Here is a 24,315-nt window from a genome sequence, read left to right as displayed (position 1 = left end):
GCATCCCTGAACAACGCTGCAAGCTTGCGCTTTCAGCATGTAACGTCACTAAAGGTTTAACCAACCTTTCCAACGTCTGCTTTTAGCTGCGCTTTATGAGGGCCTGAGAATGGGCTATTTGTGCTGATACTGGCCGACATCTTAGAGCCGGGAGCGGCCGGCCACACCGGCTGCTACCAACCCTTGACTGATAGTCAATCAGGATGCAAACCAGCCAAAACAAGGCTGGTGGTCATGGCAAATCATCACTGGTGGTCCGCTCCCGAGCTGAGGTCTACTGGAGAAACGGTATGGCCAGAGGCATTAGTTGAGATGCTCGTAGATGCAGGTGTCTTCGAACCGGATGCGTAACCGTCACCGCGGCCATATGCGTTTTTACACACTCTGGACCCATAGCTGCCGTCTAGATCAGTCGGGATTTTCTGTTGCAGGCTTACCCCAATAAGCCTGTTTGAGCAGCGCAAATACTCTTTGAGCGGCATCATCTGCGCCGTCGGGGACGACCACTGAAATGCCCAGATAATGCTCAAGGTGCAGAGTAAGTATGTGTTCATTCACCAGTAGATCCCAGTAGCGCTAGTCTAGGCCATCCAGCTTCTTTTTCCAGCAACCGCCCAATCCTTGCTCAAGAACGTGAGCCACTTCCTCGAAAAGCTTCCAGTCGGCTTTTTCTGATACTTCAATCGCCGCCATACCTTACCTCCTCACCGACGTTCCTCGATTCTGGTCGCTACAGGGAATGGCCGCAATGGGTCGATTGCGGCCTGTCGCCACCGGCAGCAATCGACCCTTAGCGGCCCTTCGGCATCCGGCTGGAATTGGCCAAAAGCGATCCTTGTTGACCGACCGATAAACTAAATTTTTAGGCACAGCAGATGGTTCCGTATGGCTTGACTCAAGCACAATTTCAAGCGGTGTATCAGCGCAAGCTTGAAGGTCTTTCCAAGCACGCTATCGCCCATATCAGTACTCTTTTATCTAAACCGGTATCACCAGGCGTCGATGAGGCTCACGTCGAAATTTTTCCGGGGGAGGATGGCGGATCACCGAACGTTTGGATGTACTGGCGTGGTAAAAATAATAAGGTCGATCACGCGGACACGAGGTAAGCGTCCGGGGAAGACACATTGCGATGGGCTAGGCTGTGATCCTTCAGGATTGAGGTCTCAGCATGGAATGTCACGTTCGCCCCGCCACGAACAAAGATGCAGCAGCGATTAGCCGTGTAGTTCTAGCCGCCCTGCGTGAGTCAAATTCACAGGACTACCCGCCTGATGTGATCGCTCAGGTCGAACGAAGCTTTGCCCCTGAAACCGTCATCGCACAACTCGCTAAACGCAGGGTTTTCGTAGCCTTGCTAGGCGAAAATATCATCGGTACTGCTGCACTCGACCGTGACGTAGTCAGGAGTGTTTTCGTTGATCCAGCTCACCAAAAGGGAGGTATCGGTCGGCATTTGATGGATGTCATTCACGGAAGCGCAGCCCTCGCTGGCATTGGAGTTGTGCGCGTGCCAGCGTCGATTACAGCTGAAAAGTTCTATGCCGCGTTGGGTTATCAGAAAATCCGCGATGAGTTTCATGGAGCTGAACGCACCATCGTTATGGAAAAACAGCTTTAGGATTAGCCCAGGCTATTTACCCACTTATTCGGCAACAAGTCAGCGATCTCAATTGCCCACTGTGGCGGCAACCGCGTCAGCACATCTAAGGCCGAGAGTGTATAATTAGTAGGTGTTTACCATCACCTTTGGCGTCTCTAAATCAGGAAAAAATGATTTTTAGACGCTGTAACGAGTGACAGGAGTGACAAGAATGGCTGATGAACCAAAAAAATTCCCCATCAGCGACGAAGAGCGTCAACGTCGCAAAGAGGCTGCCGATTATGCGCGGGCTTCGGTTGGGCTGTCGGGTTTCGTCCTCAGCGCTGAGGACGAGGCCCATGCAGAGCGTTTCATTAATGGTGAAATTGACCTAGCCGAGTTCGTACGGCCTGGTGCTGAACATATGCGCGGATGAGCGCCAATACAGCTTGATCTCGCGGGCTTCCGTACAATTCTTAAGCCGCGCGAGCATCTATTTCATAGCAGCCCATATCCTTGCGCACCATCGGAGAGACTCCATGTCTATTGATATCAACCTGAAGGCCCGGCAAGCAGCAGTCGCTAACGCTCTCGCAAATCAGCACCTGGAAGGCCTTGAACCCGATACGAAGGTCGTTCTTGATCTTCAGCGCTTTGCACGCGGGGAAGGTGACATCAATGATGTGTTGAACAGATTCAAAGCAAGGATTTCTAATGGCGAAGTATTCGGGAAACGGTAAAAATCCTTACGCAGCTCCAGATAGCGATGTTCATTACAATAACCTCAGACCAGTAAAAGGTCCCTTCCCAAGACGTGGGCGCTGAACCATAGCCGGAATCTCACCCCTTTAACGTGCGGAGGGGAGCTATGCCAATCAATTACGTACTGGTCTGCTGAGGTGTTAAGGCCACCGTGCAACGCCGCAGCGATGCTCAGAGCCAGTGTACCGGCCCGAGCCTTGAACTCACAGTCGCCTTCTTCATCTTTAAGCTCTGGCAGACCTTGAGATTCAGAGGGGTTAGCGAGACAGTTAGCACAGGGGCTGCAACGGCACGACCCTGTATTCCCGAATAGGAAGATCATGAGCCACGATCAAGTCATTAAGCAGATCAAAGAAGATCTTGCACAGCTGCGCAATGAGGTTCAAAACGGCCCTCGCCACGAAACCCGGAATATGCTGGTATCTGCCAGTCTGGGCGCAGCATTCGCGCTCGGCGTATTCTGGCTTTCCTTCAAGTTTCTGTCATGAAACGAATTCGACATTACGATCCGCCTTCAACGGGTGATCTGGCGCATCTAAAGGATGAGCTCAATTTCACCAGTACGCAGATGGCAGACCTCGCAGGGCTCGCCCAGGGCGCTCAATGGCGCAAGTACACGGGCGGAGTCGCGGCTCGCGAATTGAGCCTGCAAATGCACTTTTACATGGCTGCGTTGCTCACGCTTTCTGATGAGGAGTTAGGCCGAATAGTGGACTGCATGCGCGCGCACGGCGCAGAAGTGGAGCTGGGGCCTCTTCCGTCTGGTCCTACGCCTAAGCCGACTGATTGAAACCTCCCAGCATATTAAGGAGTGGGCCCGTAGGAGCGCTTTTATGAACACGACCTCATATTGGGGTCGCTTCAGAAAACGGAAAATAAAGCACGTTAAGCTGATGACAGCGGCCGCAACGGCCTAAATTTGCCCGTGCCGAGCTTGCCGTTGCTGCGCCAGAGGTAATCGCCGGTCAGATTGATGTGTTCCCAGCCCAGGGGTGACAGATGCCGCAGCAGCGCTGTATCTGAGACTTTGCCGTGGTCACGCAAGGCACTGGCGGCACGTTCCAGATAAACCGTGTTCCACAGCACGATTGCGGCCGTCACCAAGTTAAGGCCGCTGGCCCGATAACGCTGCTGCTCGAAGCTGCGATCGCGGATTTCACCCAGCCGGTTGAAGAACACGGCCCTGGCCAATGCGTTGCGCGCTTCACCCTTGTTGAGCCCGGCATGCACGCGACGCCGTAGCTCGACGTTTTGCAGCCAGTCCAGGATGAACAATGTGCGTTCGATGCGGCCCAGCTCGCGCAGGGCGACGGCCAGGCCGTTTTGGCGAGGGTAACTGCCCAGTTTTCTGAGCATCAGTGAGGCCGTCACCGTGCCTTGCTTGATCGAAGTGGCCAGCCGCAGGATCTCGTCCCAATGGGCGCGGACATGCTTGATATTGAGCGTGCCACCGAGCATTGATTTCAGCCCGTCATAGGCGGCATTGCTCTTGGGGATGTAAAGCTTGGTGTCACTCAGGTCACGAATGCGCGGCGCGAAGCGGAAGCCCAGCAGGTGCATCAGGGCAAAGACATGATCGGTGAAGCCCGCCGTGTCAGTGTAGTGTTCCTCGATGCGCAGGTCGGATTCGTGGTACAGCAAGCCGTCGAGTACGTAGGTCGAGTCGCGCACGCCGACGTTGACGACCTTGGCGTGGAAAGGTGCGTACTGGTCGGAGATGTGGGTGTAGAACGTCCGGCCTGGACTGCTGCCGTATTTCGGGTTGATGTGGCCCGTGCTTTCGGCCTTGCTGCCGGTGCGGAAATTCTGGCCATCCGATGATGACGTGCTGCCGTCGCCCCAGTGCTCGGCAAAGGGATGCTGAAATTGAGCATTGACCAGCTCGGCCAGCGCCGCCCCATAGGTTTCATCGCGGATGTGCCAAGCCTGTAGCCATGCCAGCTTGGCGTAGGTGGTGCCAGGGCAGGACTCTGCCATCTTGGTCAGACCCAGGTTGATCGCGTCGGCCAGGATCGTGGTTAACAGCAAGTTTTTGTCCTTGACGGGATCGCCTGATTTCAAATGCGCGAAGTGACGGGTGAAATTCGTCCACCCGTCCACTTCCAAAAGCAATTCAGTGATCTTGACGTGCGGTAGGCTCATCGCGGTTTGGTCAATCAACACCTGCGCGGCATCAGGGACAGCCACATCGAGCGGGGTGATCCTCAAACCCGACTCCGTGAGAATAGCGTCTGGCAACAGGTTGCCCAGTGCCATGCGGTTGACGGTGGCGAGCCGAGTCTCCAGCAGTGTCAGACGATCATGCAGGTAGCGGTCGCAGTCAGCCTCGACGGGCAACGACAATTCGCTGGCCTGCTTGAGACTAGCGAACTTCTCGGGCGGCACCAGGTAGTCCTCAAAGTCCTTGAATTGACGCGAGCTCTGGACCCAGATGTCGCCCGAGCGTAGCGAGTTCTTCAACTCCGACAGTGCGCACAATTCGTAGTAGCGTCGGTCAATGCCGTCGTCGGTCATCACCAGCTTCTGCCAGCGTGGCTTGATGAAGTCAGTTGGCGCGTCAGGGGGCACTTTACGGGCGTTGTCGCTGTTCATGCCGCGTAACACCTCGACGGCATCAAACACTTTCTTGCCGGCGGGCGCGGTCCGCAGTTTCAGAATGGCGAGCAATTCCGGCGCATAACGACGCACTGTGGCGTAACTCTCAGCTATCCGGTGCAAGAAATCGAAGCTTTCGGGTTGCGCAAGCTTCTGCGCCTCGCTGACGCTCGCGGCGAAAGCATCCCAGGACATGACGCCCTCAATGGCCGCGAACGGATCGCGGCCCGATTGCTTGGCTTCGATCAAAGCCTGGCCAATGCGGCCGAACAGCCGCACTTTGGCGTTGATGGCTGTGCCAGACGCCTGGAACTGCTGCTGGTGCTTGTTCTTGGCCGCGTTGAACAGCTTGCCCAGGATGCGATCATGCAGGTCGATGATTTCATCGGTGACGGTGGCCATGCCCTCGACCGCAAGCGCCACCAAGGTGGCGTAGCGACGCTGGGCCTCGAACTTGGCCAGGTTGGCAGGCGTCATTTGACCACCCTCACGGGCGATCTTGAGTAGTCGGTTCTGGTGGACTAGACGCTCGATACCGGGAGGCAGTTCGAGTGCCTGCCACACCTTCAGTCGTTCGATGTGCTCCAGCATATGCCTAGAATTGGGCTTGACGGGGGGCAAGCGCAACCAGCCCAGCCAGGTCATCTGGCCGTTGTCTCGGCGCTCGAGAAGACCATCGAGGCGCCGCCGATGCATAGCAGACAGCGGTTGGGTCAATACGTCGTAGATGCGCCTGTTAGCGCGGGTAATGGCTTCTGAAATAGCCCGCCCTACGGTGCTTAACACAGGCAAAATGATTGACTGCCGCCGCAAATGCTCGATCAAAGCGTTGGCCAGTACAATGCCCTTGTCGGTTTGCATGGCTTGCTCAGTAAGCGTGTGAACTGCTTTTCGGTAGTGGCTCATGGTGAACGGCTGGAAGCCGAACACCGTCTGCAGCTCAACCAAATGCTCACGACGGGTCTGCTCCCGTTGCCCGTATTCGCTCCAGCATTCAACGTTGACTTTGAGCTGATTGGCGATCAGTTTCAGCAAAGGTGGAAACGGCAGTTCATCAATGCCAAGGATGATGCCAGGAAAGCGCAGGTAACAGAGTTGCACCGCGAAGCCCAGCCGGTTGGCTGCGCCGCGCCGTTGCCTAATGATGGAGAGGTCTGTTTCGCTGAATGTGTAATGCTGAATCAACTCGTCCTTGGTGTCTGGCATCGCCAGCAGGCTTGCGCGCTCGGCGCCGGAAAAAATGGAGCGACGCGGCATACTCAGGACTCGCGCAAGTATTGATACAAGGTTTCACGACTGATGCCAAAATCCTTGGCAATCAGCGTTTTCCGTTCACCTCCCAAAACACGCTGTTTTAGCTCAGCAATCTGCTCATCGTTCAATGACTTTTTGCGGCCACGGTAGACGCCTCTCTGCCGTGCAAGCGCGATCCCTTCACGCTGCCGTTCACGAATCAAAGCACGCTCGAACTCTGCAAAGGCCCCCATTACCGATAGCATCAGATTTGCCATCGGCGAGTCCTCCCCAGTAAAAGCCAGACTTTCCTTGAGGAATTCGATGCGCACCCCGCGCTTGGTCAAGCCCTGCACAATGCGGCGCAAGTCATCCAGGTTACGCGCGAGTCGATCCATGCTATGGACCACCAGGGTGTCGCCTTCACGTATAAAAGCAAGCAATCGTTCCAATTCAGGACGATTTATGTCCTTGCCGGACGCCCTGTCGGTGAACACTCTCGTTACCTGAACCCCTTCCAATTGCCGTTCGGGATTTTGTTCAAGGCTGCTGACGCGAACGTAGCCAATGCGTTGACCGTACAAGATAAGTCCAAGGATAAAATGTCAGGTTAGAGTCTATTACCTTAAGCGACGAATGCCAATAAATACGATAAACGACCCTATACTGACACAGCATAAATCATATTCCTGACGTCCGATTAGGGTATAGCCCAAATTGGCATATTTAATAATGATAGTAAGGTAGATAACTTACTTAGCTATCTAATTATATTAATGTCCGCTTTTCTGAACAGCTGTAATTTATAATATACGGATCCAAGATTGGAACTTATTACAGTCTTATGACCACCTAGGGGCGCTTCAAGATATTTTATAGAATTTAAAAGGAGATAAATGTGGATGCCTCTCGAGTCAACAAATACACAACCGGACCTTTCGCGGGTCCTAGTATTGAGGAGGATCAACCTAAAGAAAATGCAAGCGCCCGCACCAGCGTTAAAGTGCTTAGGAATTATTCTCCTGCAGCATTTGAAGATGCTATCAAAAGCCGTTTGCTCAAATCCGCTCGGACTAAAGCTGCTACCTTGCTAGATAAAGCAGGATCTCGAAACATACCCGCCGCTATTGCCAGGGAGCGGCCGTTACCTCTCGGCTTACCTGAAGAATTATTGAGGACTGCTGCCCGGCCAACTCAAAGTGGCCCTGCCAAAAAAGACTTAGAAAACGTACACTTACCTTCTATTACCGAGCAGAGCGGAAAAGAGGGCAGTCCTGATTCTATCAGCTCATGGATCAAGTTAAGCCGATTTAGCTCGGCCGCTGATTACTCGGAAAATCTTCTTAGCAAGATGGGATTTAATATTGCAAGGCAATATATCAACAGCGAGCCGCAAGGTAAGCAATTGATGCTATGCGGTGTACTGGTGAATGACACAATAAAACAGGTTCAGCAGGAAAAAGCTAAACCAGCCTCCTTTGGCAACAACCCTGTTTCTTCAGAAACATACGAAAAAAGCATACGCTCAGCCATGGAAATTTTGGTTGAGAAAGATGATGAGCAGCCGGGTCAAGAATATGCCTTTTCAGACCTCATGATGAAGCTTGAAAATTTCCGGCGCGAAAATAGCTTGGGCTATTCGGCTAGTTGGGGCCACGAAAACGTATAGATTACTCAGCTACAGCTTAAGCGCTAAAAGATGGCAGGGTCTCACCCTGCCATCTTAATTTTCGATACCAGCGATTGTTCTTGATAGGGAATACCAGTCGCTGGCAATACCCAAAGGGACTTGACCCGTTCTTTTGATTCATGCGCTCGATCATTGAGGAGCGGACCATGCGCTCACCTGGATGCGTACTGCAATCGGCTTAACGTGCTTTATTTTCCGTTTTCTGAAGCGACCCCAGGTAGCGGCCCAGGTAATTCACCGTTTTTCTGCCGTTTTCTGTCTTCTTCGACAGATAAATGTGCCAGTGCTGACCGCCTGCTGTGAACACCAGGTTTCGCCAGTCAATTTCACAGGTGATATGCGTCAGCTCCGGCGGCATTGTGATCTGACCCCAATGCTCCAACAGATGATTGCGCACATTCCACATCCAACGACGACGCATTGCCTTTTCGTGAAACGCGATATTTTTCCAGACGTCCTGCTCATCCAGGCCACCAGCAGTGGCCGACAGGTGTACATGAGGGTGCCAGTTGAGCCGTCGACCGTAGGTATGGATCGCTCCAAACAGCCCAATGCGCAGACCCCGCCGTTTTCCCGCATACAGCAGGTTATCAGCGGCCAGGCGGCACAGCGCATCGAGTAGGCCACGGTTATGAAAGAACACCAGCCACAGCGTGTCGGGCAGCGTGAACACCAGGTGGTACCAGGCGCAATCAGGCAAGCGGTTGTGTTGAACGGCGATCCACTGATCGGTGGCCTTTTTGCCGCACGATGGACAGGCCCGACAATGACAGGTGTTGCACAGGTATTTGACGTGGGGACAGCGGTCATTGGCGCAGGTGTACTGTTTCACGCCCAGGATTGAGGTACCGCAGGCCAGCATTTTGCTCACCGACTCCACTTCGATGTCACGCAGACCGCCAGCCTCCAACAGACCTGCCCAGCAGTCATTTGCCGTGAACAGGTTTTTCAGCGGTCGAGGTTTGAAAGCTGCGGACCGGCTTGAACGGACTATGGCGTGGCGTCGAGCGGCCAGGACAGTGCCCTCACTTCAGCAGGCCATCCAGACTATTGCTGTCCACGCGCAGCCCGTAGCTGGGCCTGGATGCGGGCGTTCCTTGCCCCTAATCCATCTTCATTTAGAGCATTGGCGATTTCATCACAAGTTCTCAATGAACGACCGTCGTTATCATCATTGTCCTTATACAGGCGCGCCTGGATCTGCTCATCCGTGGCGCTTGTCAGATGCCGTGGCGCCCCGGCAGCTTGCATTTGGGCAACGATGCGGTGGGTTTTTGCCCCCCATCCGTCTTCGCGCATGGCGCTGATGACTTCCTGCTGAGTTCTCAACGAGCCGTCTTCTGGATCGTGTAAATACTCCCTGATCTTCTCGTCAGTGGCGCCGGGAAGTTGCCGTAGCCCCGCGAGAGCCTGCAGCCGGCCTTGGATGCGGTTGTCACCTGCGCTGAATCCGGCGGTTCGTAGAAGGCGGCCAATTTCCTTATTAGTTCTGAACGTCTCGCCGTCATCGTACAGAAGCGCGTCGATCTGAGCATCCGTGGCTTTTTGCCGTTTTGGCCGCTGGCTTTCGGACCTCGCCCCCGACCTAGAGGATAGAGAAGGTGCTTGGTTGGGTGTGCTGCGTGGCGCAAGAGTGCGCAGGTTCCGGCTAGACCTGGGAAAATCTGTCGAGGCGCCGGCCGAGCCGCCGTGGGAAAAGACCCTGGGCTCTGTACTGACCGAGGCACCTGAACGCTGCCATAGCTCCTTATCCTGAGGATTATGTCGTTGTATCGATTCTTTCATTGAGTCGCTGTTTGATAAAACAGATAAGTGGGTCCGTGAAGAGGGTTGAGCAGCCATGGACGAAGCCGCCTTTTCCGAAGCGGGTGCCTGTGTTGCCCAATGAGGGGGTTCGAAATGGGCCTTACAATAGACACGGGTGTTCTCCCTATCGCTAATGCGTATTTGCTTCAAAGCAGAGGCTGAATCAAGCTCACAGATAACCATCAGCTGCTCAGGGACGTTGAGCCGGGCTGGCAAATGTAGGGATGCAAAATAATCCTTTGCCCCAACGGCGTAAGGAAAAAAGCCAACCTCATTGGGTGAGGGTGCCAGTGGCTCTTTGGGCGTTTCGGAGTGGAGTGCCCAATGGAGGACTTGGGCTTCGCTGTCAGAGAGGGCTGTCATGACATGCCCGACGTGGAGGGTGAGGTTACCAATCTGTACAGAAGCAGGTAAGGCAGCGACTGAGGAGGAAACTGACGTACCTATTTGCGGGGTCTGTGGCCTTAAGTGTTCCCCTGTGGAGGGCAACACGGTGTGAGGTGATACCAGACGGCCTGTTTGGGTGGGATTCATTGCTGATTAACCTATGCCTACAGATGATAGGCCGAGAGAGACAGCCCGAATGCCAGTGGGTGGCTAAAAGCGTCTGGAGAGTTCCGGTGTCAAGCGCGGGGGCACAGCGATGTTTAGCCCAGGTAACTCAGATCTGAAGTGGGCCCGGACCAATTTTCAGCCGTAGGCTGCCAAGTTCAGCTTGCTTACCAAAGCCCGCCCGGTTCGCTTGGCGGGCTTTTTTATGCCTGCTTCATTTTCCGTGAACAATGCTTTGCCAGCCATCGAAAGCCACTCCAGGCCTGGGCAGTCGCATTGGGAAAGCCACTATCGACCATTGCTGCCCTTCACGGAGGGCAGAAATCGGCCAGAAGCGGCCCCTGATGTGGTGTTCGAAGAAATACGAGCCTTTGCGTGATGAGAGTCAGTTTTTTTTCATGCTAATCATTTGGGAGCCTTAAAATCGTATTTTCTTTCTCGGCGTTTGATTTCAGGATATTCAGCGAATCTATCTGTTCACGGGTCCCACCAAGCTCGGCAAGGGCCTCATCGTGATCTGAAAACTCGAATTTCTTATTACTTAATATGCAATAGCAACGCTTGTATGCTTCAAGTAAAATTGACTCTAAATTAATAATTAGCAATGAAATTCTAAACAGCGAGGTTTCTGATTCATAATTTGTAATTATATCGAGATATTTATTTACGTCGTGCACATATCGAAATACCAACTTAGTCCAATACCGTTGATCGACGCTAAATGAATGTGCTATTTCAGGATAATACTTATCCAATAACGGCAAACTCACTGTGGATGGTAAGTTATGTCCTATGGGACGAGTTTTCGTGGCTATCGGTTCGCAGATTTCGAGGAGGTTTATGAGCGCTTGTTTACATATGTGCATAAGCTCATGAATATCTTCTTCGCAGCACTCCTTCTTCGCAATTTTTGCCCTGGCCTCTTTTCGAGCCGTTGAGTAGTAATTTAAACTAAAGGCTAAACCAGCACCTAAAACCGTACCCATCAACGGCAAAAATTTGTCCACCCAGCTTTTCACCGTAGTAGCTTGAATGTAGCTGAGGCACTGCGCGAAACCATCCATATCCATAATTTAAACGACTCTCTGAGTATTAATACAGTATGCCATGACAGAATGGACGATCTAACATAGTAGAGATACTGGCCATTCGTTCCGTCCCACAACCCAGAAAAGGTAGCTCTAGTCGACCTGAAAAATGGTGAGGGCGAGTGGCAGCATTGGGTCGGTTGCGGCCGGTGGCGACAGGCAAAAACCGACCCAAAGCAGACCTTCTCCACGGTCCAATTTCGGTCAAACGGCACCTAGTATGAGCGCAGCAATTCTAGACTACGATTAGCTCGGGATAGATTTGAACGCTTTCGAATTGATCTGAATTATCGTAAAGACGTAGCCGTAGATTTTCATGCATACGGATTTCCAGAGCTCGCGGTCTAGCCACCTGAGTCAAGCAGTCGGTGGGGTGCAAGTGATGGATGAGCGGACCATACTAATCGTAGACGTGTAGACTAGGACCAAGAAAAGCCAAATAAATATTGTTTCGCCTCCCCACGCGCCTATCTATTAATATAGTCCACACTATGGCCACGAAGGTAAAGGGGTTAGGATCAAATGATTAGTATCTCGGATTTGAATGAGTTGCTTGTTTCTCGCAACTGCTTGCATGCGATGAGTGTTCAGTTGAATTCTGGTAGAATGAGTTATGATTTATCTCTATCCGTTTCAGATTCTGAAAATCTAGGCTCTGATGTTTTGGATGTCAGGTTTATGGATATCAGCCAGTTAGCGTCTCGTGATTTTGGCGGGGGGTTAACTCAGATTATGCATATGAATGTTATCAGCGTAGACTCTGGATTTGATAGGGCGCACTATAAGTTTAGTGATCTTGAGGGTGGAAAGTTGTCTTTTTATTTCTCATCATTCTCAGTTGATCAGATGCTGTAAAAGCAACAGGGCCTGCTGGAGAGGAATCGTTCTCGGTTTCGTAGACGGCCAAGCGCCCACTTGGGGTCGGTTGCGACTGACCACAATCGATCCAAGCTGTGTGAAAACGTTTTGGATGCGGAAATAGTCGAAGACCGGCCTTAAACCGCACCCCTATGCGAAGTCTGGAGCTGCTCACCCTTCACTTAGCCGCATATTTTGATAGGGACGCGTACCTTATTTTCTGGTTAGCCTTTTTACCCAGCCTGGACCCATAGCTGCCCTTTGAAATGACTGTTACAGGGTGAAAAGACGCATGGGCAATCATGGATAATCCCAAGCTATCGCTCCCTGCCAAGCGTCGACTCTGAGCCGAATGCCTTTCCTCCAGGGCACTCATTCGTGCCGGGGATTGTCCTCACCGAATCAATATGGTCCACATTCTGTGCAACTAGCTAACCAAAAGGCATTGCGGTTAGTAAAAGCCGACACGCACACCCCCATCCACCATTCCAACTCACCTGTTTTACAACCCGTCGGATAAGCACATCGCGCCCCACGCCACTCTCCTACAACCCGGCACTAAACCACACCTACGGCCTAGCACCATTTCGTTGGTAAGAGAGCGGCCCGCCGCGCGGCGCGACGATCTACCTCAAGCCGCGCCGGTCACATGGTCCGCTGGCACACCTATTAACTCCACAGCCTGGTGCGCTTCCGCCACGGTCGGCGCAGTGGCAACAACCAAATTATCCGCGCTGAAGGTCTTCGCGAAATTTCCCTGGAACCCGATCTCGAAGCGATCACCCTGCGCATCGGCATCGAAATCCTTCAGGTAAGTACGGCCGTTGCCCTGGTCATACACCAGTTTCAAGGTGCCATCGGTGCCGTCACCCAGCCCGGTATACCCCAGCGCCGATACATCGACCTTGTCTTGTTGGGTATCGAAGTTGACGATCAGGTCACTGTTACCCCGCTGGCTATCGCTCTTGTCCAGGTAGCGGAAGGTATCTGCTCCCGCGCCGCCCTTGAGGTAGTCGCCAAAGCCGTTGCCGATGAATACCCCGCCTTCGGCGCCGGCGACGAAATTATCGTGATAGTTGTTGCCCGTGAGGGTAGCAGTGGTGCGATCTACGGTTTCATTGCCGGCGAAGATGAAACGGTCGACATCCAGCAGGCCGTCCACGCCATAGCGGTCAGCAGTGGTCAAATGCAGCATGAAGCGGTTGCCCTGCGCATCGGTTTCGAACGACTGCACCACCACTCGATCCAGCGCCTTGTCGAAGCTGTAGTTCAGGGTGCCGTTATAACCATCGCCCAGCCCGGTATAGCCCAGGCGGGAGACATCCAGCAGGTCGGTGCCCACTTTGAAGAGATACACATTATCGAAGCTGGACGTGCCGGCAGCATCATTGACGAAGCTGTCGGTGACTTGGTCGAACTGCACGGTGGTGCGCGCGTTGCCCACGGCGAAGGTGTCTGCGCCGGCGCCGCCGTCGAGTACGCTGCTGTATTTCGGGGCTCTGATGTAGTCATCCCCATCGGTGCCAGTGACATGCCATTCCTTTTCGCTGCGGCCGTAGGGGAAGTCTTCACCCGGCACCATGTTGTAGGTGAGCGCAAAGTTAGCGGTGTTTAGCCCCGAGTGATCGCCTGCCAGGCGCACTTCGAATGCGTTACCACTGGCGTCCTTGTCCAGGGAATATACATAGGTCACATCTTCCCCTGCGTCGTAACGCACCGCCAAGTCACCGTTGCGGCCGTCGCCTACGCGTTCCAGGCCCAGGGCAGTAAGGTCGAGCACATCACGTTCGTCGTCGAAGTCGACAATAAGGTCCGAATGCGAGCCTGAGGCGTCGTAGTAGCTGTCGGACAGCGCGGTGAAAACGAACTGGTTGAGAGAAGAGGCGTATTGGGGGGAATGCGAAATCAGCGTGTCGGCGCCGGCGCCACCGATAAACGTGTCGGAGCCGGCCACACCGGTGAGGGTGTCGTCACCGGCCCCGCCGATCAGAACGTCGCGCTTGGCAGTGCCGGTGATGCTGTCGTCACCGTCGGTGCCGATGAGGGTGGTGTAGGCAGGGCGGTTGATCTGCTGGATGTCGTTCGCATTGGGCATGGCAGGGCTCTTTGAGCTAAGAAGGACGGCCGCGAGCGACTGCACTGCATGCGAGTGGCCAGGAAACTCGCGCGCTACTGCTCAAACAGCCTTTGCCCGCAAACGAAGCGTTAAGTTCAATGCAGGCCATGGATAAATGTCAGTAATTTCTCGATCGCCACATGTGTTTGAGGTGCATGACCTGCCAGGCAACTAACGTTCCTCACTTCGCCTCTCACGGCGGCGGAAACTGCGCCGCCGTGCGCTGCCCCTCTACCGTCGCCACTCGCTGCCAGCGCAGTGGCCCTCGCCAGCCGCGTTGGCTACTGTCGCGGGCCCGCTCGCGGACAATCAGCATCAACGGGCGCCAGGTGCCCTTCATTAACAGTGTGCGATCGATGGCTGCTTGAGCTTGTTCGGCAGCACGGTGGTCGCCGCGTCGCATGGCCAGCGCGGACAGTGCCCGGTAGCCGTCAAGCGTGGCGCCCACAGCGCCCTTCATGGAGTAGTTGACGTTGTACTGGCAGTAGCGGTTGTGCTTGGCCAAGGTGGCGATGGTGTCTTCGAAGGTGCGCAGCAGGGCGTCGGCACGCTCCCGGTTGGCTGGGGTGTCCTTGTTGCCGTTCGTATCTGGCTCAAGGGTTTCGAGGCAACGCATCAGCCATAGGTCGCGGTTGCTGCGGATCTCCGCCTGCATGTCCTTGACCGAGGTGTAGTGACGGTCGAGGTCGCCATCTTGCTTGTTGCCGGGGAGCAGAAACGGCGAAATCTCGTGGCGTTCCAGCGCCCAGGCTAATTCTCGGTTGGCCCCCAACTGCAGGCCCAGGCCTTGGCGGGTAGGCCCGGCAGGTGTGCCGCTGGCCTGGGGCTGATTGCTGAGGGGCTGGGCATTGAGGGCGACGGTAACGCCGGCGCGCTGCTGGGCTGTGTCGCCGCGCTGGCCTTGCACACGCACACGGCCGTGCTGTTCCTGGCGCTGGTCGCGAACCCGCTCGGCTTCTGCGTATAGCGAGGGTTCAAAGCCCAGCGATTGGCCCACCCCACCGCCGTCATCTAAACCCGCGCCGAGCCGCGCACCCGCACGCCCGCCCAGTGTGCGGGTGCTCACCGTGCTGCTCAGCCCGCTGATAGACACTGCGGGGTTGCGCGCCAGGATCGCTTCCATGGGGCCGGCGAATGCCCTGCCGTGGGTTGGCGCAATCTGGTCCCAACGCACCAGGCTGTCGAACGCATTGAGCATGTTCTGGCGCATTTCGTCGTCTTTGTGGCGGGTGCGGAAAAACCGCATCAGCGTGCCATCGGTGGTCGCCTGTTGCCCGGCCAGGCGCCCGCTGAGCGTGCCCTGGGCAGCCACTCCGGGTGCCAGTGCCACCCCCGACGCCGCACCCAAGGTGGCCTCAGCGGCGTGGGTGCGGGTGCGGCCGACGGTGAGTTCCATGCCCAGGATCGGCATGAACAGTTGCACGAAGGCTTCGTCGGTGCGTGACAGCTCTGCCGAGAAGATGGGCGATACCAGCGGGGAGAGCACACTGTAGGGCAACGAGGGTATGCCTCCGCCCAGGGTGCCGCCCCCGGCCAAGCGCAGCCGATGGCGTAACTGGCAGTTGAGGATCAGCGGCTTGAAGAACGCCACGATGTCATCCTTACTGCCCAGGTAGTCGCGTTTCAGCAGCGCTGCGGCCTGCTCAAGGCTATCGGGGTCCGGTGTGCGTGCCGGCGCCTCGGGCCCTACCGCCGTGCGCAGGTGGTCATCGATCCGTTCGAGTATTTCAAATACGCACGCCTCGCTGCCGCACAGGGTCGCATAGGGCTCGGGCAGGGCGGGCTCGCGCTGCGCCTTGATCAGCGTGCCACGCGCCTCGTGCCCTCGGGCACGGTGGGTGAGCCGGCGCTCATGCTGCGAGGCGCCCAGGTGGCGGGCAATCTTGGCGGCGGCTTTGGGGCCGAAACGGGTTTCGGATAAGGTCGCGCCCTTCGCCTTGAGCGCCGTGAGGTAGGCGATGATCGCTTCGACCGCGTCGGCTTCGGCCGGGACAGTACCACGTGCGGCCTCGGCCAGGCGGCGCAGGTCGCTTACACGGCTGTCGATCGCTTCATCAACGGCCTTACGCGCGGTTGTCATCCCCATGCTTTCGCCCACGGCCTGGCCGCGTGCAAGGGTGCGCGCCTTGAACGGTGTTTTACCTAATGAGGGAACCAGTTTGCGTAGCCGTGACCCATCTTTCGGGGCGTCGGCCGCGCGGTCGGCCATGGCCCGCGCCAGCCATTGCACGCTGGCCTTGCGCAGGCGCTGGTCATGCTGGTCGTAGGCACTGCCTGGCGCGTTACTTACGTAGCCGTTTGCCACGGCATGGAACGCCGCCACGTCGACGTCGGCCACGGGGGGCGCATCGTCTGCGCGCAACCGCACGCGCGCGACCGCCTGTGCTCGGCCCAGCCAGGTGTCTACCCTTTGCTCCACAGCCGACAGAGGGCGACCGGCTTGTCGCTGGTCCAGGCGCGCCTGGTCAGCGCTCCAGAACACCAGCAACGCTTGGCTACGTTGAGGGTCAACAGGGGTTGCACGGTCGCTGGACAGCAGGTGCAGGATGTCCATGCCGCGGGGCAGGGGAGCCAGCGTGCGGATCAATGCACGAACGCTTTCCTGCACAGCCGGCGAGGCGCTGTCCGTCCCACCCGTGCCCGCATCAAGCCAGTGGGCCAGGGGCTGGCGCCCGATCGCTTCGAGAGCCTGGGCGGCCCGGCTAGCGTCCCCGGTGACGGCATACAACGCGTGGGTAATCACCGTGTTCAACAGCACCTCGGGAATCGGCGGCACGCTGGCGGCCTCGTTGCGCTGGCTGGCCAACCCCGCCAGGGCAGCCGCCAGGCGCGGTTCGAGGGGCTGGGGGAACGGCGTGATGACTTCCCGGGCATAATCGGCGAACAGGCGGTCGGTGTCTGCCATGGCCTGTTGGCTTGCTTCACGATCGAATGTCGCCGCTGGCTGCGACTGCAGGCGCGCCTCGGCCGCGTCCAACGGCGCTTGGGCCGCGGCGGCCTTGGCCTGCTGGCGGTCCGTTTGGTTGAGGCGCCCGAGCACTTCGCTCATATCCGTATTAAGCGCCGCGAGCGCCGTCACAGCCTGTTCAAACGCGGCAGTCAGTTGTTGCGTATGGCGCGCGGCCTCGCCTACCTGCAGCTGGGCTGCGGCCAATGCGGGGGCCCCGGGCGCCGTGGTGTCGCGCAGCTGTTGCAGCCTGTAATGGGCCTGGGCCTCCGCTATCTCAGCCTGTTTCAGTGCGCGGTCGGCGTCCAGCGCCAAGCGGGTCTGCTCGCCCTTGAGTGCAAGATCGAAGCTGAGCTGGGCGTGGCGGTTGCCTAGCGTGTCCTTGAGCGCTTCGCCACGCGCGCGCAGGTCGTCGATGCGGCTGAGCCGAAAGGCGTTCAACTGATGGTCGCCCTCGGCGTCCAGCCGCTGCGTACGCACCCCTTGCAGGCGGCTATCGAGCAGCAGGGTTTGCATGCCTTCGCGGGCTATGGCCAGTTCGCCTTGAGCCTGTTCCAGGCGCAGCTGGGCTGCCGTCCGTACGGCCTGCTGCCCGGCCCGTGCGCGACCGTCACCCACCGCTGGGCGGTCAGCCGCTTCGACCGCCTCCATGGCAGTGTCCAGGTCTTCGACCGCACGGTCCAGAATGTGGCGTTGGCGCTGCGCCTGTTGGCACAAGGTGGCGAGGGCCTGATCCCAAGGTTTGGCTGAGCCCGCGGCCATCGGCGCGCCCCGACGTTTGATACTGCGGGGGTCGTCTGGGCGCGAATACTGGGTGATCGCCTGTACGCTGTCGGGCGCCAGCCAAGGGACAGCGCGTGTCGCCAGGCGCCGCAGCGGCGAGGGTGCAGGCCGTTGCCACACCTCGCCAGCGGCCTCGTCCAGCCCTTTTACCCACACATCGACGGTGGCCCTGAAGGCGTCGATCTCATCGAGCAGGTCGCCAAGGGCTGGGGCGTCAGTGGCGGGCGCGGGGTACTCGGGCAAGCCGGGGCGCAGCGCACGGGCGATACTTCGGCCAGTACCGGGGATGCCGTAGGTGAAGGTCAGTGGCCGGCCGCTGGCGGACCACCGCACCATCCGTTGGCGCAACCGGTCGACGGCAGTGCCCGGCGGTGGCGGGTTTTGGTGGGGCGCAGCAGGGTTGGCCTGAGCACTGGCCGGCGTACTAGGCGCGTGTAACGCCTGCGGCGTGTCCTCCTCCGGGATCGTCTGCAATCTGGCCGGCTGGGCCAGATTAATACGAGACTGAATGGGCATCCTGGCCTTCCATTAGTTAAGCGGTTAGAACAGATGCTATTCAACTTTGGAGGGGGTTCGATAATGATTTTTAGGTCTTTGTATATGCACTTTATGTGTAAGTTATTTGCAGTGAATTAACTTAATAAGGTCCTGCCAAAAAGTTCTAAGCTATGACTGCTTTAGTTGCATGCAGGCGTCATCCAACACCCCCGCAAAACGAAGTATCTGAAGTAAACAGGCAGAACCCGGTATCAGCCTTTAAGCGCACTCTGTGCGCGGCGCAGGCGTGACAGGGCGGCCTCCAGGTTACGGTCAGGCATATGGTGCGAGCGCAGCACCCGGGCGGTGTTTTCCACATAATCACGCGTACTGCCCGCGACGCCCCGTGCGTTAACCAGAATGTCGAACAGTACGGGGTCGGGTAGAGTGCCTACGTAGGCCGGGTGCTGGCGGTGTAAGGTAAATACCAGTGCCCGAACCTGGCGCCCATCTTCGAGCCGACAGTTCACCCACTTGGGACGATAGGCTGGAATCACCATCTCTCTTTGCCATAACGCCTCCAAGTGACTATCCAGGTTGTGCTCCGGCAGGCGTTGAACAAACCCATTACACGAACCCCCCTTGTCCAGGCCAAATACCAGGCCGGGGCGTTCCGGCGTACCGCGGTGGAAGTGCGACCAGAGGTACAAACCTCGGTGGTAGCCGTGTACGCGCGCGCGTTGCACTTCCAGCGCAGGGCATTCCGGGCGCCAGATGAGCGAGCCGTAGGCAAACAGCCAGAAGGGGCCCTGGCCCGCTTGCGCACGCACCGCCTCAAGCGATGGTGCGCACGCGCTCATCCGGCACCTCCACTGTTGAACACAGTGTCACCAGGCATAGGTCAACTTGGCGTAGTAGAACGCGCCACTGTAGCCGTAAGGGGAAAAGGTCGAATATTTCAGGTTGCCCCCTGAGCTATTGGCGAAGTCAATTTTTTCCGGCACCTGGTTGGTGACGTTGTCCCCGCCCACGGTAAACAGCCAGTTGTTGAAGCTGTAGTCCACGGCCAGGTCCAGCAACCAGGCGGCAGAGAAGCTCTGGTCTGGAAGGCTGGTGTCGTTCTGGTAGCTGGTGTAGGTGCCGTAACGCACCAGGTTGCTGTGCAGAGTCCAGTTGTTAAGGGTGAAGTCGTTGCCCAGGGTGAGCTTGTGCTCCGGCGTGGTATCGCCCAGCAGGCCAAGGCGTTCGCGCCGTTCCAGCAAAGACGTGGTGGCCAGCCCGAGCTGCGCGAGAATGGCCGGGTCTTGCTTGGTGTCGGTGACCTTGGTGTGGTTGTAGTTGTAGCCGGCGGTGGTGGTCCAGCGCACGCCGTTGTCGAAGCGGTAGAGGTAGGTCGCTACCAGGTCGACACCGGTGGTGCGGGTGTCGGCACCGTTGGTGAAGTAGCGCAGGCTGGTGTAGTTGGTGTCGCCAGCGCCCTGGCCTTGAAGATAGTCCAGTGCATTCTGGTTAAGGCGCAGGTTGGACGACAACGTGATGCGGTCACGGATGTCGATGCGGTAGACGTCCGCCGTCACCTGCAGGTTGTCCACCGGGCGCAGCACCAGCCCCAGGCTATAGTTGCGCGATTTTTCGGCCTTCAAATCCTCGGCCCCCAGCAGTTGCGGCACCTGGGCGTCTACCGGAAAGATGCCTGCCTCCTGAATCACCCCATCGATCAATTGGGAGGAGGTGGACGCGAAGTGCTGCTGCGCCAGCGAGGGCGCCCGGAACCCACTGGAGATACTGCCGCGAAGCGCAACCTTGGGTGTGAAATCGTAGCGCCCGGCGAGCGAGCTACTCATGTTGGCGCCGAAGTCGCTGTAATCTTCGTGGCGCGCGGCGGCAGAGACCGCAAACTTGTCGGTCAGGTTGGTCTCCAGGTCCAGGTACTGCGCGAAGCTGTGGCGGCTCCAATTTCCCGAATCGGCGTCACGGAAGCCCGCGTACCCCTGGCTACCACTGCGGTAGTAGGACTGCCAGTCGCCGGCTTTGATTTCGTAGCCTTGGTTGAGGTATTCGGCACCGAATGCGACCGACAACGGTGCCTCCAGGCCACGGATGTCGAAGTCTCGCGAAATGTCCAGGCTCACCTGTTGCTGGTCGCTGGTCAGCTTGCCGTTGTTGAAATGCAACGGCGTGCTGCCGGTGTCGGCGAACAGCGCAGCGTTGAGGGAGCGGGTGCCGATGGTGTAGTCGTTGCGGCCGTAGCCGGCCGACAGATCGTAGCGCCACTGGTTGCCCAAGTCTCCACGAACGCCAGCCGTCAGCGACGAGTCCTCCAGGGTGCCGTCGATCAACGGCAGGAAACCGTTAGGATAAATGCTCGCAACGTTGCCGGAATTGTTGCTGGCGCGGTAGAACCCGGCGGTCTCCCCGTGGGTTTTTCGATAGCCACCGAAGGTGTAGAGCTGGGCTTGGTCGTTCAGCTCCAGTTGGCTATTAAGGAACAGCTTGAGGTTGTCATTGGCCGGCTCGCCTTGACGGAATACCTGCTCGCCATACGTGGTCGAACCCCTGCTCGCCGAGCGCAGGTCAGTACCGGCCCGGTCTGTGTAATCGTTATCGCTGGATTCGGCCGACAGGTTGAACCAGCCTCTGTCGCCCAGTGCCGTGCCAGCGTTGGCGGCGACCTGGCGCTGGATGCCGTCGCCCTTGTTGTACTGGCCGTAGCGCGTGCTAACCGAGCCGCCACTGGCGTCATGCTTGAGTATGACGTTGATGACACCGGCGATGGCATCGGAGCCATAGCGCGCCGAGGCGCCGTCGCGCAGCACCTCAATGTGGTCCACGGCCGACAGGGGAATGGCGTTCAGGTCCACGGGCGCAGAACCCCGGCCTGTGGCCCCACCAAGGTTAACGAAGGCACCGGTATGTCGGCGCTTGCCGTTGACCAATACCAGTACTTGGTCCGGTGACAATCCGCGCAGTTGTGCGGGCCGGGCCAGTTCAGCGCCGTCCACCAGGCTGGGGCGAGGAAAATTGATCGACGGGATCAGCCGTGCCAGCACCGCGCCTAGTTCCTCCGAGCCACTGGCACTGAGGTTTTCGCCGGAAATGATGTCGATGGGCGACAGGGAGGCGCTGGCCGTACGCTCATGGGCCCTTGTGCCAGTGACGATAATCTGTTCCAGGTGTGTGTCGTCGGCGTTGCCTTTTGCATTGGCAGCCGCTACCGGCGGCGGTGAAACGACGATGCCATCAGCCGTGCGGGTGTGTGCCAGGCCGCTGCCTTCCAGAGCGCGGTCCAGGGCTTGATCGCTGCTCAAGCGCCCCTGCAGCGCTGGGGCTTGCTGCCCTTCCACGCGCTGGGCGTCGAAGGAAATCGGCACGCCGCTGCGGCGTGAGATCTCTAGCAAGGTCTGGCCGAGATCACCTGAGGGTATCGAGTAATCTTCCAACTGCTCCGCTGCACTGGCGGCGTAGCCGGGGCAGGGCAGGGCGAGGCAACTGCCGAGGGCGACAGCGAGGGATAGACAGGAATGGCGAAATGACGCGTGGATCAGGTTGGGCATGGTGGGTGTTCTGTGAAGGAAATGTCCTCCTAATGAGCAACCAGGCGCGAGAACCTGCACACATCCCTTGGATCGTTTTGTACTGAGCTTATGCATTCGTGACCAGTTCGATGCGGGTCCACAGCGCTCCATACTGAGTCATTTTCACAGGCAGGCTCGCTGCGATCAGGCGCAATGACTTGGCGGTATCGTTCAGCGGGAACCGCCCACTGATGTGCAAGCCCGAGGCAGCTCGGGAAATACGGATAATGCCCGTGCGGTAAGCACGCAATGCATCAACGAGCTCGCCAAGGGGCTGGTTGCGGGCTTCGACCAAGCCATGGAGCCATGCGCCAGCCTCGGGCACCGCTAAGCCCAGTACCGGGGCGAGGGCAGGCGCTACCTGTACGCTTTGCCCTGTGTCCACACTCAGCCTGTCGCTGGCTGGCGTGATCAACTCCACCCGACCCGCCACTACCGTCATGTTCACCTGGCCTGCGCCGTGGCGCTCGATGAGTGCGCGGGCTCCGGGTTCAGCGTCGAACCGGCACAGCGGCGTTTCTACAGACGTAGGTAATCCAGCACACTCCAATTGCAAGCTACCCGTGTGCAGGTGCCAGAGGCGCAGGGTCGTGGCTTCGGTAACGCTAAGGTGCGTACGCGCGTTTAGGGTCATCCGGCCGCCGCCGGGTATCTCGAATGTCCGCCGTTCTGCCGTCGCTGTCTGCAAGTCTTTCGACGGCCACAATGGCCCGCTTGAAAACCGTAGCCCAAGGGCCGAAGCGCCAAGCAGCGTCAAACCGGCCATACCACTTTGCACAAAGCGCCGCCGGCTGGAGGGTGCTTGCAGTGCCGCGATCACGTGCTCAGGGTGCATCGGCGGCAGGGTTAACGGCTTGGCGTGGGCAACTCCTTCGGCCATGCGCGCAAACACCTGCTGATGGAGGGGGTGTGCGTCATGCCAGGTCTCGAACGCACAGCGCTCTGCCTCGCTGATATCGCCCGACCGCAGGCGTGCCATCCACTCGGCGGCTTCGTCGAGCACACGGTCGATGGCCGGGCTGCTCATGCGTCCACCGCCTGGTAGCACAGTTTGAAAGCCTGGGTCATGTACTGCTGTACCCGGCTTGTGGAAATACCCAGGCGAGTGGCAATTTCAGCATAGGAAAGGCCACCAAGCTGGCTATGTATAAACGCTGCTTTGCCTTGGCCGGGCAGGGTGTCGAGCAAGCGGTCCAAATACAGCAGGCTGTCCACGAACACATGGATTTCTTCCGGCGAAGGCTGAACGTGCCGGGGCATTTCGCTCATCAACTGAAGGTACGCGCGCTCCAAGTCACGCCGCCGCCAGCTTTCCTGAAGCAGCCGCCTGGCAATCGTGGTCAACAAGGCGCGCGGTTCGCGAATCACATGGGGGTCGGGCAGGCCCAGCAGGCGGACGAAGGTTTCCGAGGCGATGTCCTCGGCGCTGTGCCGGCAATTGAGGCGGCTACGAAGGCGGCCGCACAGCCACTCGTAGTTCTGAGCAAACAGTTTGCCCATGAGCTGCTGCGTTGGAGAGGAATCGAAATCCATGTCGGGCCTGCCTGGAAAACAGACGCCATCATGGAAGAAACACGAAAAGCGTAATAAAGAATAAAAAAGAACATATTTATTCTATTTTTATTCATGCGCGCCCCAGAGACGCTCGTAATTCTCCAACGGCTGTTCATGGTGATTACCGCCCATTCATGGTTAACTCGCCGTTTTCACCCACCCTCACCTAAAGGAACCCTTTCATGGCTCAAGTCACCCTCAAGGGCAACCCGGTCCGTGTTGACGGCCAGCTTCCTCAGCCTGGCAGCCAGGCGCCTGCGTTCTCGCTGGTGGCCGGCGACCTCAGCGATACGTCCCTGAGTGCCTTTGCCGGCAAGCGCAAAGTGCTGAACATTTTCCCCAGTGTGGACACGCCCACCTGCGCCACCTCGGTACGTACGTTCAACAAGCAGGCCGGTGAGCTGAACAACACCGCCGTGCTGTGCATCTCGGCCGACCTGCCGTTCGCTCAGAAGCGCTTCTGCGGCGCCGAAGGGCTGGAAAACGTAGTCAACCTGTCCACCCTGCGCGGTGCCGAGTTCATTCAGGCCTACGGCGTGGCCATTGCCGAAGGCCCATTGAAAGGCCTGACGGCCCGTGCCGTGGTAGTACTGGATGAGCAGGATAAAGTGCTGTACAGCGAGCTGGTTCCGGAGATCGGCCAAGAGCCGAACTACGAGGCGGCATTGGCTGTTCTGAAGTAATCACCCTCAGCTGC

The 24,315-nt window shown here is 57.6% G+C and carries 19 protein-coding genes and 1 pseudogene; 8 read left to right on the top strand and 12 right to left on the bottom strand.

What is annotated here, in order from left to right; all coding sequences use genetic code 11:
• Window positions 1–408 precede the first annotated feature (408 nt).
• Entirely contained in the window at window positions 409–558 is a 150-nt protein-coding gene (locus ACSAMW_RS05840) for a hypothetical protein (RefSeq protein ID WP_500593104.1), read from the bottom strand.
• Between the two features lie 613 nt (window positions 559–1,171).
• Between ACSAMW_RS05840 and ACSAMW_RS05835 the strand changes: the two genes are divergently transcribed.
• The 5 genes from ACSAMW_RS05835 to ACSAMW_RS05815 all read left to right on the top strand — a co-directional run bounded on the left by ACSAMW_RS05835 (window position 1,172) and on the right by ACSAMW_RS05815 (window position 3,134).
• Window positions 1,172–1,621, top strand: coding sequence for a GNAT family N-acetyltransferase (locus ACSAMW_RS05835; RefSeq protein ID WP_500593103.1), 450 nt, complete (start codon window positions 1,172–1,174; stop codon window positions 1,619–1,621).
• A gap of 193 nt (window positions 1,622–1,814) precedes the next feature.
• Window positions 1,815–2,018 carry an antitoxin VbhA family protein gene (locus tag ACSAMW_RS05830; RefSeq protein ID WP_500593102.1) on the top strand — a complete coding sequence of 68 codons (204 nt, stop codon included), beginning with the start codon at window positions 1,815–1,817 and terminating at the stop codon, window positions 2,016–2,018.
• 103 nt (window positions 2,019–2,121) lie between these two features.
• On the top strand, window positions 2,122–2,322 hold the full coding sequence (locus tag ACSAMW_RS05825) for an antitoxin VbhA family protein (protein ID WP_500593101.1): 201 nt from the start codon (window positions 2,122–2,124) through the stop codon (window positions 2,320–2,322).
• A 342-nt stretch (window positions 2,323–2,664) separates the two neighbouring features.
• Window positions 2,665–2,832 (top strand): hypothetical protein, encoded by a 168-nt coding sequence (locus tag ACSAMW_RS05820; protein WP_500593100.1) that lies wholly within the window; start codon window positions 2,665–2,667, stop codon window positions 2,830–2,832.
• A complete protein-coding gene (locus ACSAMW_RS05815; RefSeq protein WP_500593099.1) occupies window positions 2,829–3,134 on the top strand; it encodes an XRE family transcriptional regulator in 306 nt (101 codons plus the stop codon). Before ACSAMW_RS05820 ends, ACSAMW_RS05815 begins: the two co-directional genes overlap by 4 nt.
• Before the next feature lie 95 nt (window positions 3,135–3,229).
• Here ACSAMW_RS05815 and ACSAMW_RS05810 read toward each other — a convergent pair whose 3' ends face one another.
• Window positions 3,230–6,196: a Tn3 family transposase gene (locus ACSAMW_RS05810; protein WP_500593098.1), complete on the bottom strand. Its 2,967-nt coding sequence runs from the start codon at window positions 6,194–6,196 to the stop codon at window positions 3,230–3,232.
• A gap of 2 nt (window positions 6,197–6,198) precedes the next feature.
• Window positions 6,199–6,756, bottom strand: a complete 558-nt coding sequence (locus ACSAMW_RS05805) for a recombinase family protein (protein WP_500593097.1) — start codon at window positions 6,754–6,756, stop codon at window positions 6,199–6,201.
• Window positions 6,757–7,070: 314 nt separating this feature from the next.
• Here ACSAMW_RS05805 and ACSAMW_RS05800 point away from each other — a divergent pair, with 314 nt between their 5' ends.
• A complete protein-coding gene (locus ACSAMW_RS05800; RefSeq protein ID WP_500593096.1) occupies window positions 7,071–7,841 on the top strand; it encodes a hypothetical protein in 771 nt (256 codons plus the stop codon).
• Between the two features lie 235 nt (window positions 7,842–8,076).
• On the opposite strand, the pseudogene ACSAMW_RS05795 reads toward ACSAMW_RS05800, so the two are convergent.
• The 3 genes and pseudogenes from ACSAMW_RS05795 to ACSAMW_RS05785 all read right to left on the bottom strand — a co-directional run.
• Window positions 8,077–8,856: pseudogene (locus ACSAMW_RS05795) on the bottom strand (IS91 family transposase); the annotation flags it as partial.
• A gap of 53 nt (window positions 8,857–8,909) precedes the next feature.
• The gene (locus ACSAMW_RS05790) at window positions 8,910–10,031 is read right to left on the bottom strand and encodes a hypothetical protein (protein ID WP_500593095.1); all 1,122 of its coding nucleotides are present in this window, start codon (window positions 10,029–10,031) and stop codon (window positions 8,910–8,912) included.
• Between the two features lie 590 nt (window positions 10,032–10,621).
• Window positions 10,622–11,290 (bottom strand): hypothetical protein, encoded by a 669-nt coding sequence (locus ACSAMW_RS05785; RefSeq protein WP_500593094.1) that lies wholly within the window; start codon window positions 11,288–11,290, stop codon window positions 10,622–10,624.
• Between the two features lie 540 nt (window positions 11,291–11,830).
• Here ACSAMW_RS05785 and ACSAMW_RS05780 point away from each other — a divergent pair.
• Entirely contained in the window at window positions 11,831–12,163 is a 333-nt protein-coding gene (locus tag ACSAMW_RS05780) for a hypothetical protein (RefSeq protein WP_500593093.1), read from the top strand.
• Between the two features lie 634 nt (window positions 12,164–12,797).
• Here the strand turns inward: ACSAMW_RS05780 and ACSAMW_RS05775 are convergent.
• From ACSAMW_RS05775 to ACSAMW_RS05750, 6 genes are all read right to left on the bottom strand, one after another.
• Window positions 12,798–14,261, bottom strand: coding sequence for a M10 family metallopeptidase C-terminal domain-containing protein (locus tag ACSAMW_RS05775; protein WP_500593092.1), 1,464 nt, complete (start codon window positions 14,259–14,261; stop codon window positions 12,798–12,800).
• Between the two features lie 214 nt (window positions 14,262–14,475).
• Window positions 14,476–18,528, bottom strand: a complete 4,053-nt coding sequence (locus ACSAMW_RS05770) for a type III effector (protein ID WP_500593091.1) — start codon at window positions 18,526–18,528, stop codon at window positions 14,476–14,478.
• A 233-nt stretch (window positions 18,529–18,761) separates the two neighbouring features.
• Window positions 18,762–19,349, bottom strand: coding sequence for a gamma-glutamylcyclotransferase (locus ACSAMW_RS05765; protein ID WP_500593090.1), 588 nt, complete (start codon window positions 19,347–19,349; stop codon window positions 18,762–18,764).
• Between the two features lie 27 nt (window positions 19,350–19,376).
• A complete protein-coding gene (locus ACSAMW_RS05760) occupies window positions 19,377–22,043 on the bottom strand; it encodes a TonB-dependent receptor domain-containing protein (RefSeq protein WP_500593089.1) in 2,667 nt (888 codons plus the stop codon).
• A gap of 88 nt (window positions 22,044–22,131) precedes the next feature.
• Window positions 22,132–23,091: a DUF4880 domain-containing protein gene (locus ACSAMW_RS05755; protein ID WP_500593088.1), complete on the bottom strand. Its 960-nt coding sequence runs from the start codon at window positions 23,089–23,091 to the stop codon at window positions 22,132–22,134.
• Window positions 23,088–23,597, bottom strand: a complete 510-nt coding sequence (locus ACSAMW_RS05750) for a sigma-70 family RNA polymerase sigma factor (protein WP_500593087.1) — start codon at window positions 23,595–23,597, stop codon at window positions 23,088–23,090. The genes ACSAMW_RS05755 and ACSAMW_RS05750 overlap by 4 nt, the downstream gene beginning before the upstream one ends.
• A 203-nt stretch (window positions 23,598–23,800) precedes the next feature.
• Between ACSAMW_RS05750 and tpx the strand changes: the two genes are divergently transcribed.
• Window positions 23,801–24,301 (top strand): thiol peroxidase, encoded by a 501-nt coding sequence (tpx, locus tag ACSAMW_RS05745; RefSeq protein ID WP_500593086.1) that lies wholly within the window; start codon window positions 23,801–23,803, stop codon window positions 24,299–24,301.
• The last annotated feature ends 14 nt before the right edge of the window (window positions 24,302–24,315 follow it).

The organism is Pseudomonas sp. AB39(2026) (genome assembly GCF_059831485.1).
Note: the sequence above shows the minus strand (reverse complement) of the source record. Positions and strands in the feature narration are given on the sequence as shown.

What these genes read in the sequence shown, in the direction of transcription:
- ACSAMW_RS05835 (WP_500593103.1), top strand. Translation starts at nt 1,172, where the DNA reads ATGGAATGTCACGTTCGCCCCGCCACGAACAAAGATGCAGCAGCGATT.
- ACSAMW_RS05830 (WP_500593102.1), top strand. Translation starts at nt 1,815, where the DNA reads ATGGCTGATGAACCAAAAAAATTCCCCATCAGCGACGAAGAGCGTCAA.
- ACSAMW_RS05825 (WP_500593101.1), top strand. Translation starts at nt 2,122, where the DNA reads ATGTCTATTGATATCAACCTGAAGGCCCGGCAAGCAGCAGTCGCTAAC.
- ACSAMW_RS05820 (WP_500593100.1), top strand. Translation starts at nt 2,665, where the DNA reads ATGAGCCACGATCAAGTCATTAAGCAGATCAAAGAAGATCTTGCACAG.
- ACSAMW_RS05815 (WP_500593099.1), top strand. Translation starts at nt 2,829, where the DNA reads ATGAAACGAATTCGACATTACGATCCGCCTTCAACGGGTGATCTGGCG.
- ACSAMW_RS05810 (WP_500593098.1), bottom strand. Translation starts at nt 6,196, where the DNA reads ATGCCGCGTCGCTCCATTTTTTCCGGCGCCGAGCGCGCAAGCCTGCTG.
- ACSAMW_RS05790 (WP_500593095.1), bottom strand. Translation starts at nt 10,031, where the DNA reads ATGACAGCCCTCTCTGACAGCGAAGCCCAAGTCCTCCATTGGGCACTC.
- ACSAMW_RS05785 (WP_500593094.1), bottom strand. Translation starts at nt 11,290, where the DNA reads ATGGATATGGATGGTTTCGCGCAGTGCCTCAGCTACATTCAAGCTACT.
- ACSAMW_RS05780 (WP_500593093.1), top strand. Translation starts at nt 11,831, where the DNA reads ATGATTAGTATCTCGGATTTGAATGAGTTGCTTGTTTCTCGCAACTGC.
- ACSAMW_RS05775 (WP_500593092.1), bottom strand. Translation starts at nt 14,261, where the DNA reads ATGCCCAATGCGAACGACATCCAGCAGATCAACCGCCCTGCCTACACC.
- ACSAMW_RS05770 (WP_500593091.1), bottom strand. Translation starts at nt 18,528, where the DNA reads ATGCCCATTCAGTCTCGTATTAATCTGGCCCAGCCGGCCAGATTGCAG.
- ACSAMW_RS05765 (WP_500593090.1), bottom strand. Translation starts at nt 19,349, where the DNA reads ATGAGCGCGTGCGCACCATCGCTTGAGGCGGTGCGTGCGCAAGCGGGC.
- ACSAMW_RS05760 (WP_500593089.1), bottom strand. Translation starts at nt 22,043, where the DNA reads ATGCCCAACCTGATCCACGCGTCATTTCGCCATTCCTGTCTATCCCTC.
- ACSAMW_RS05755 (WP_500593088.1), bottom strand. Translation starts at nt 23,091, where the DNA reads ATGAGCAGCCCGGCCATCGACCGTGTGCTCGACGAAGCCGCCGAGTGG.
- ACSAMW_RS05750 (WP_500593087.1), bottom strand. Translation starts at nt 23,597, where the DNA reads ATGGATTTCGATTCCTCTCCAACGCAGCAGCTCATGGGCAAACTGTTT.
- tpx (WP_500593086.1), top strand. Translation starts at nt 23,801, where the DNA reads ATGGCTCAAGTCACCCTCAAGGGCAACCCGGTCCGTGTTGACGGCCAG.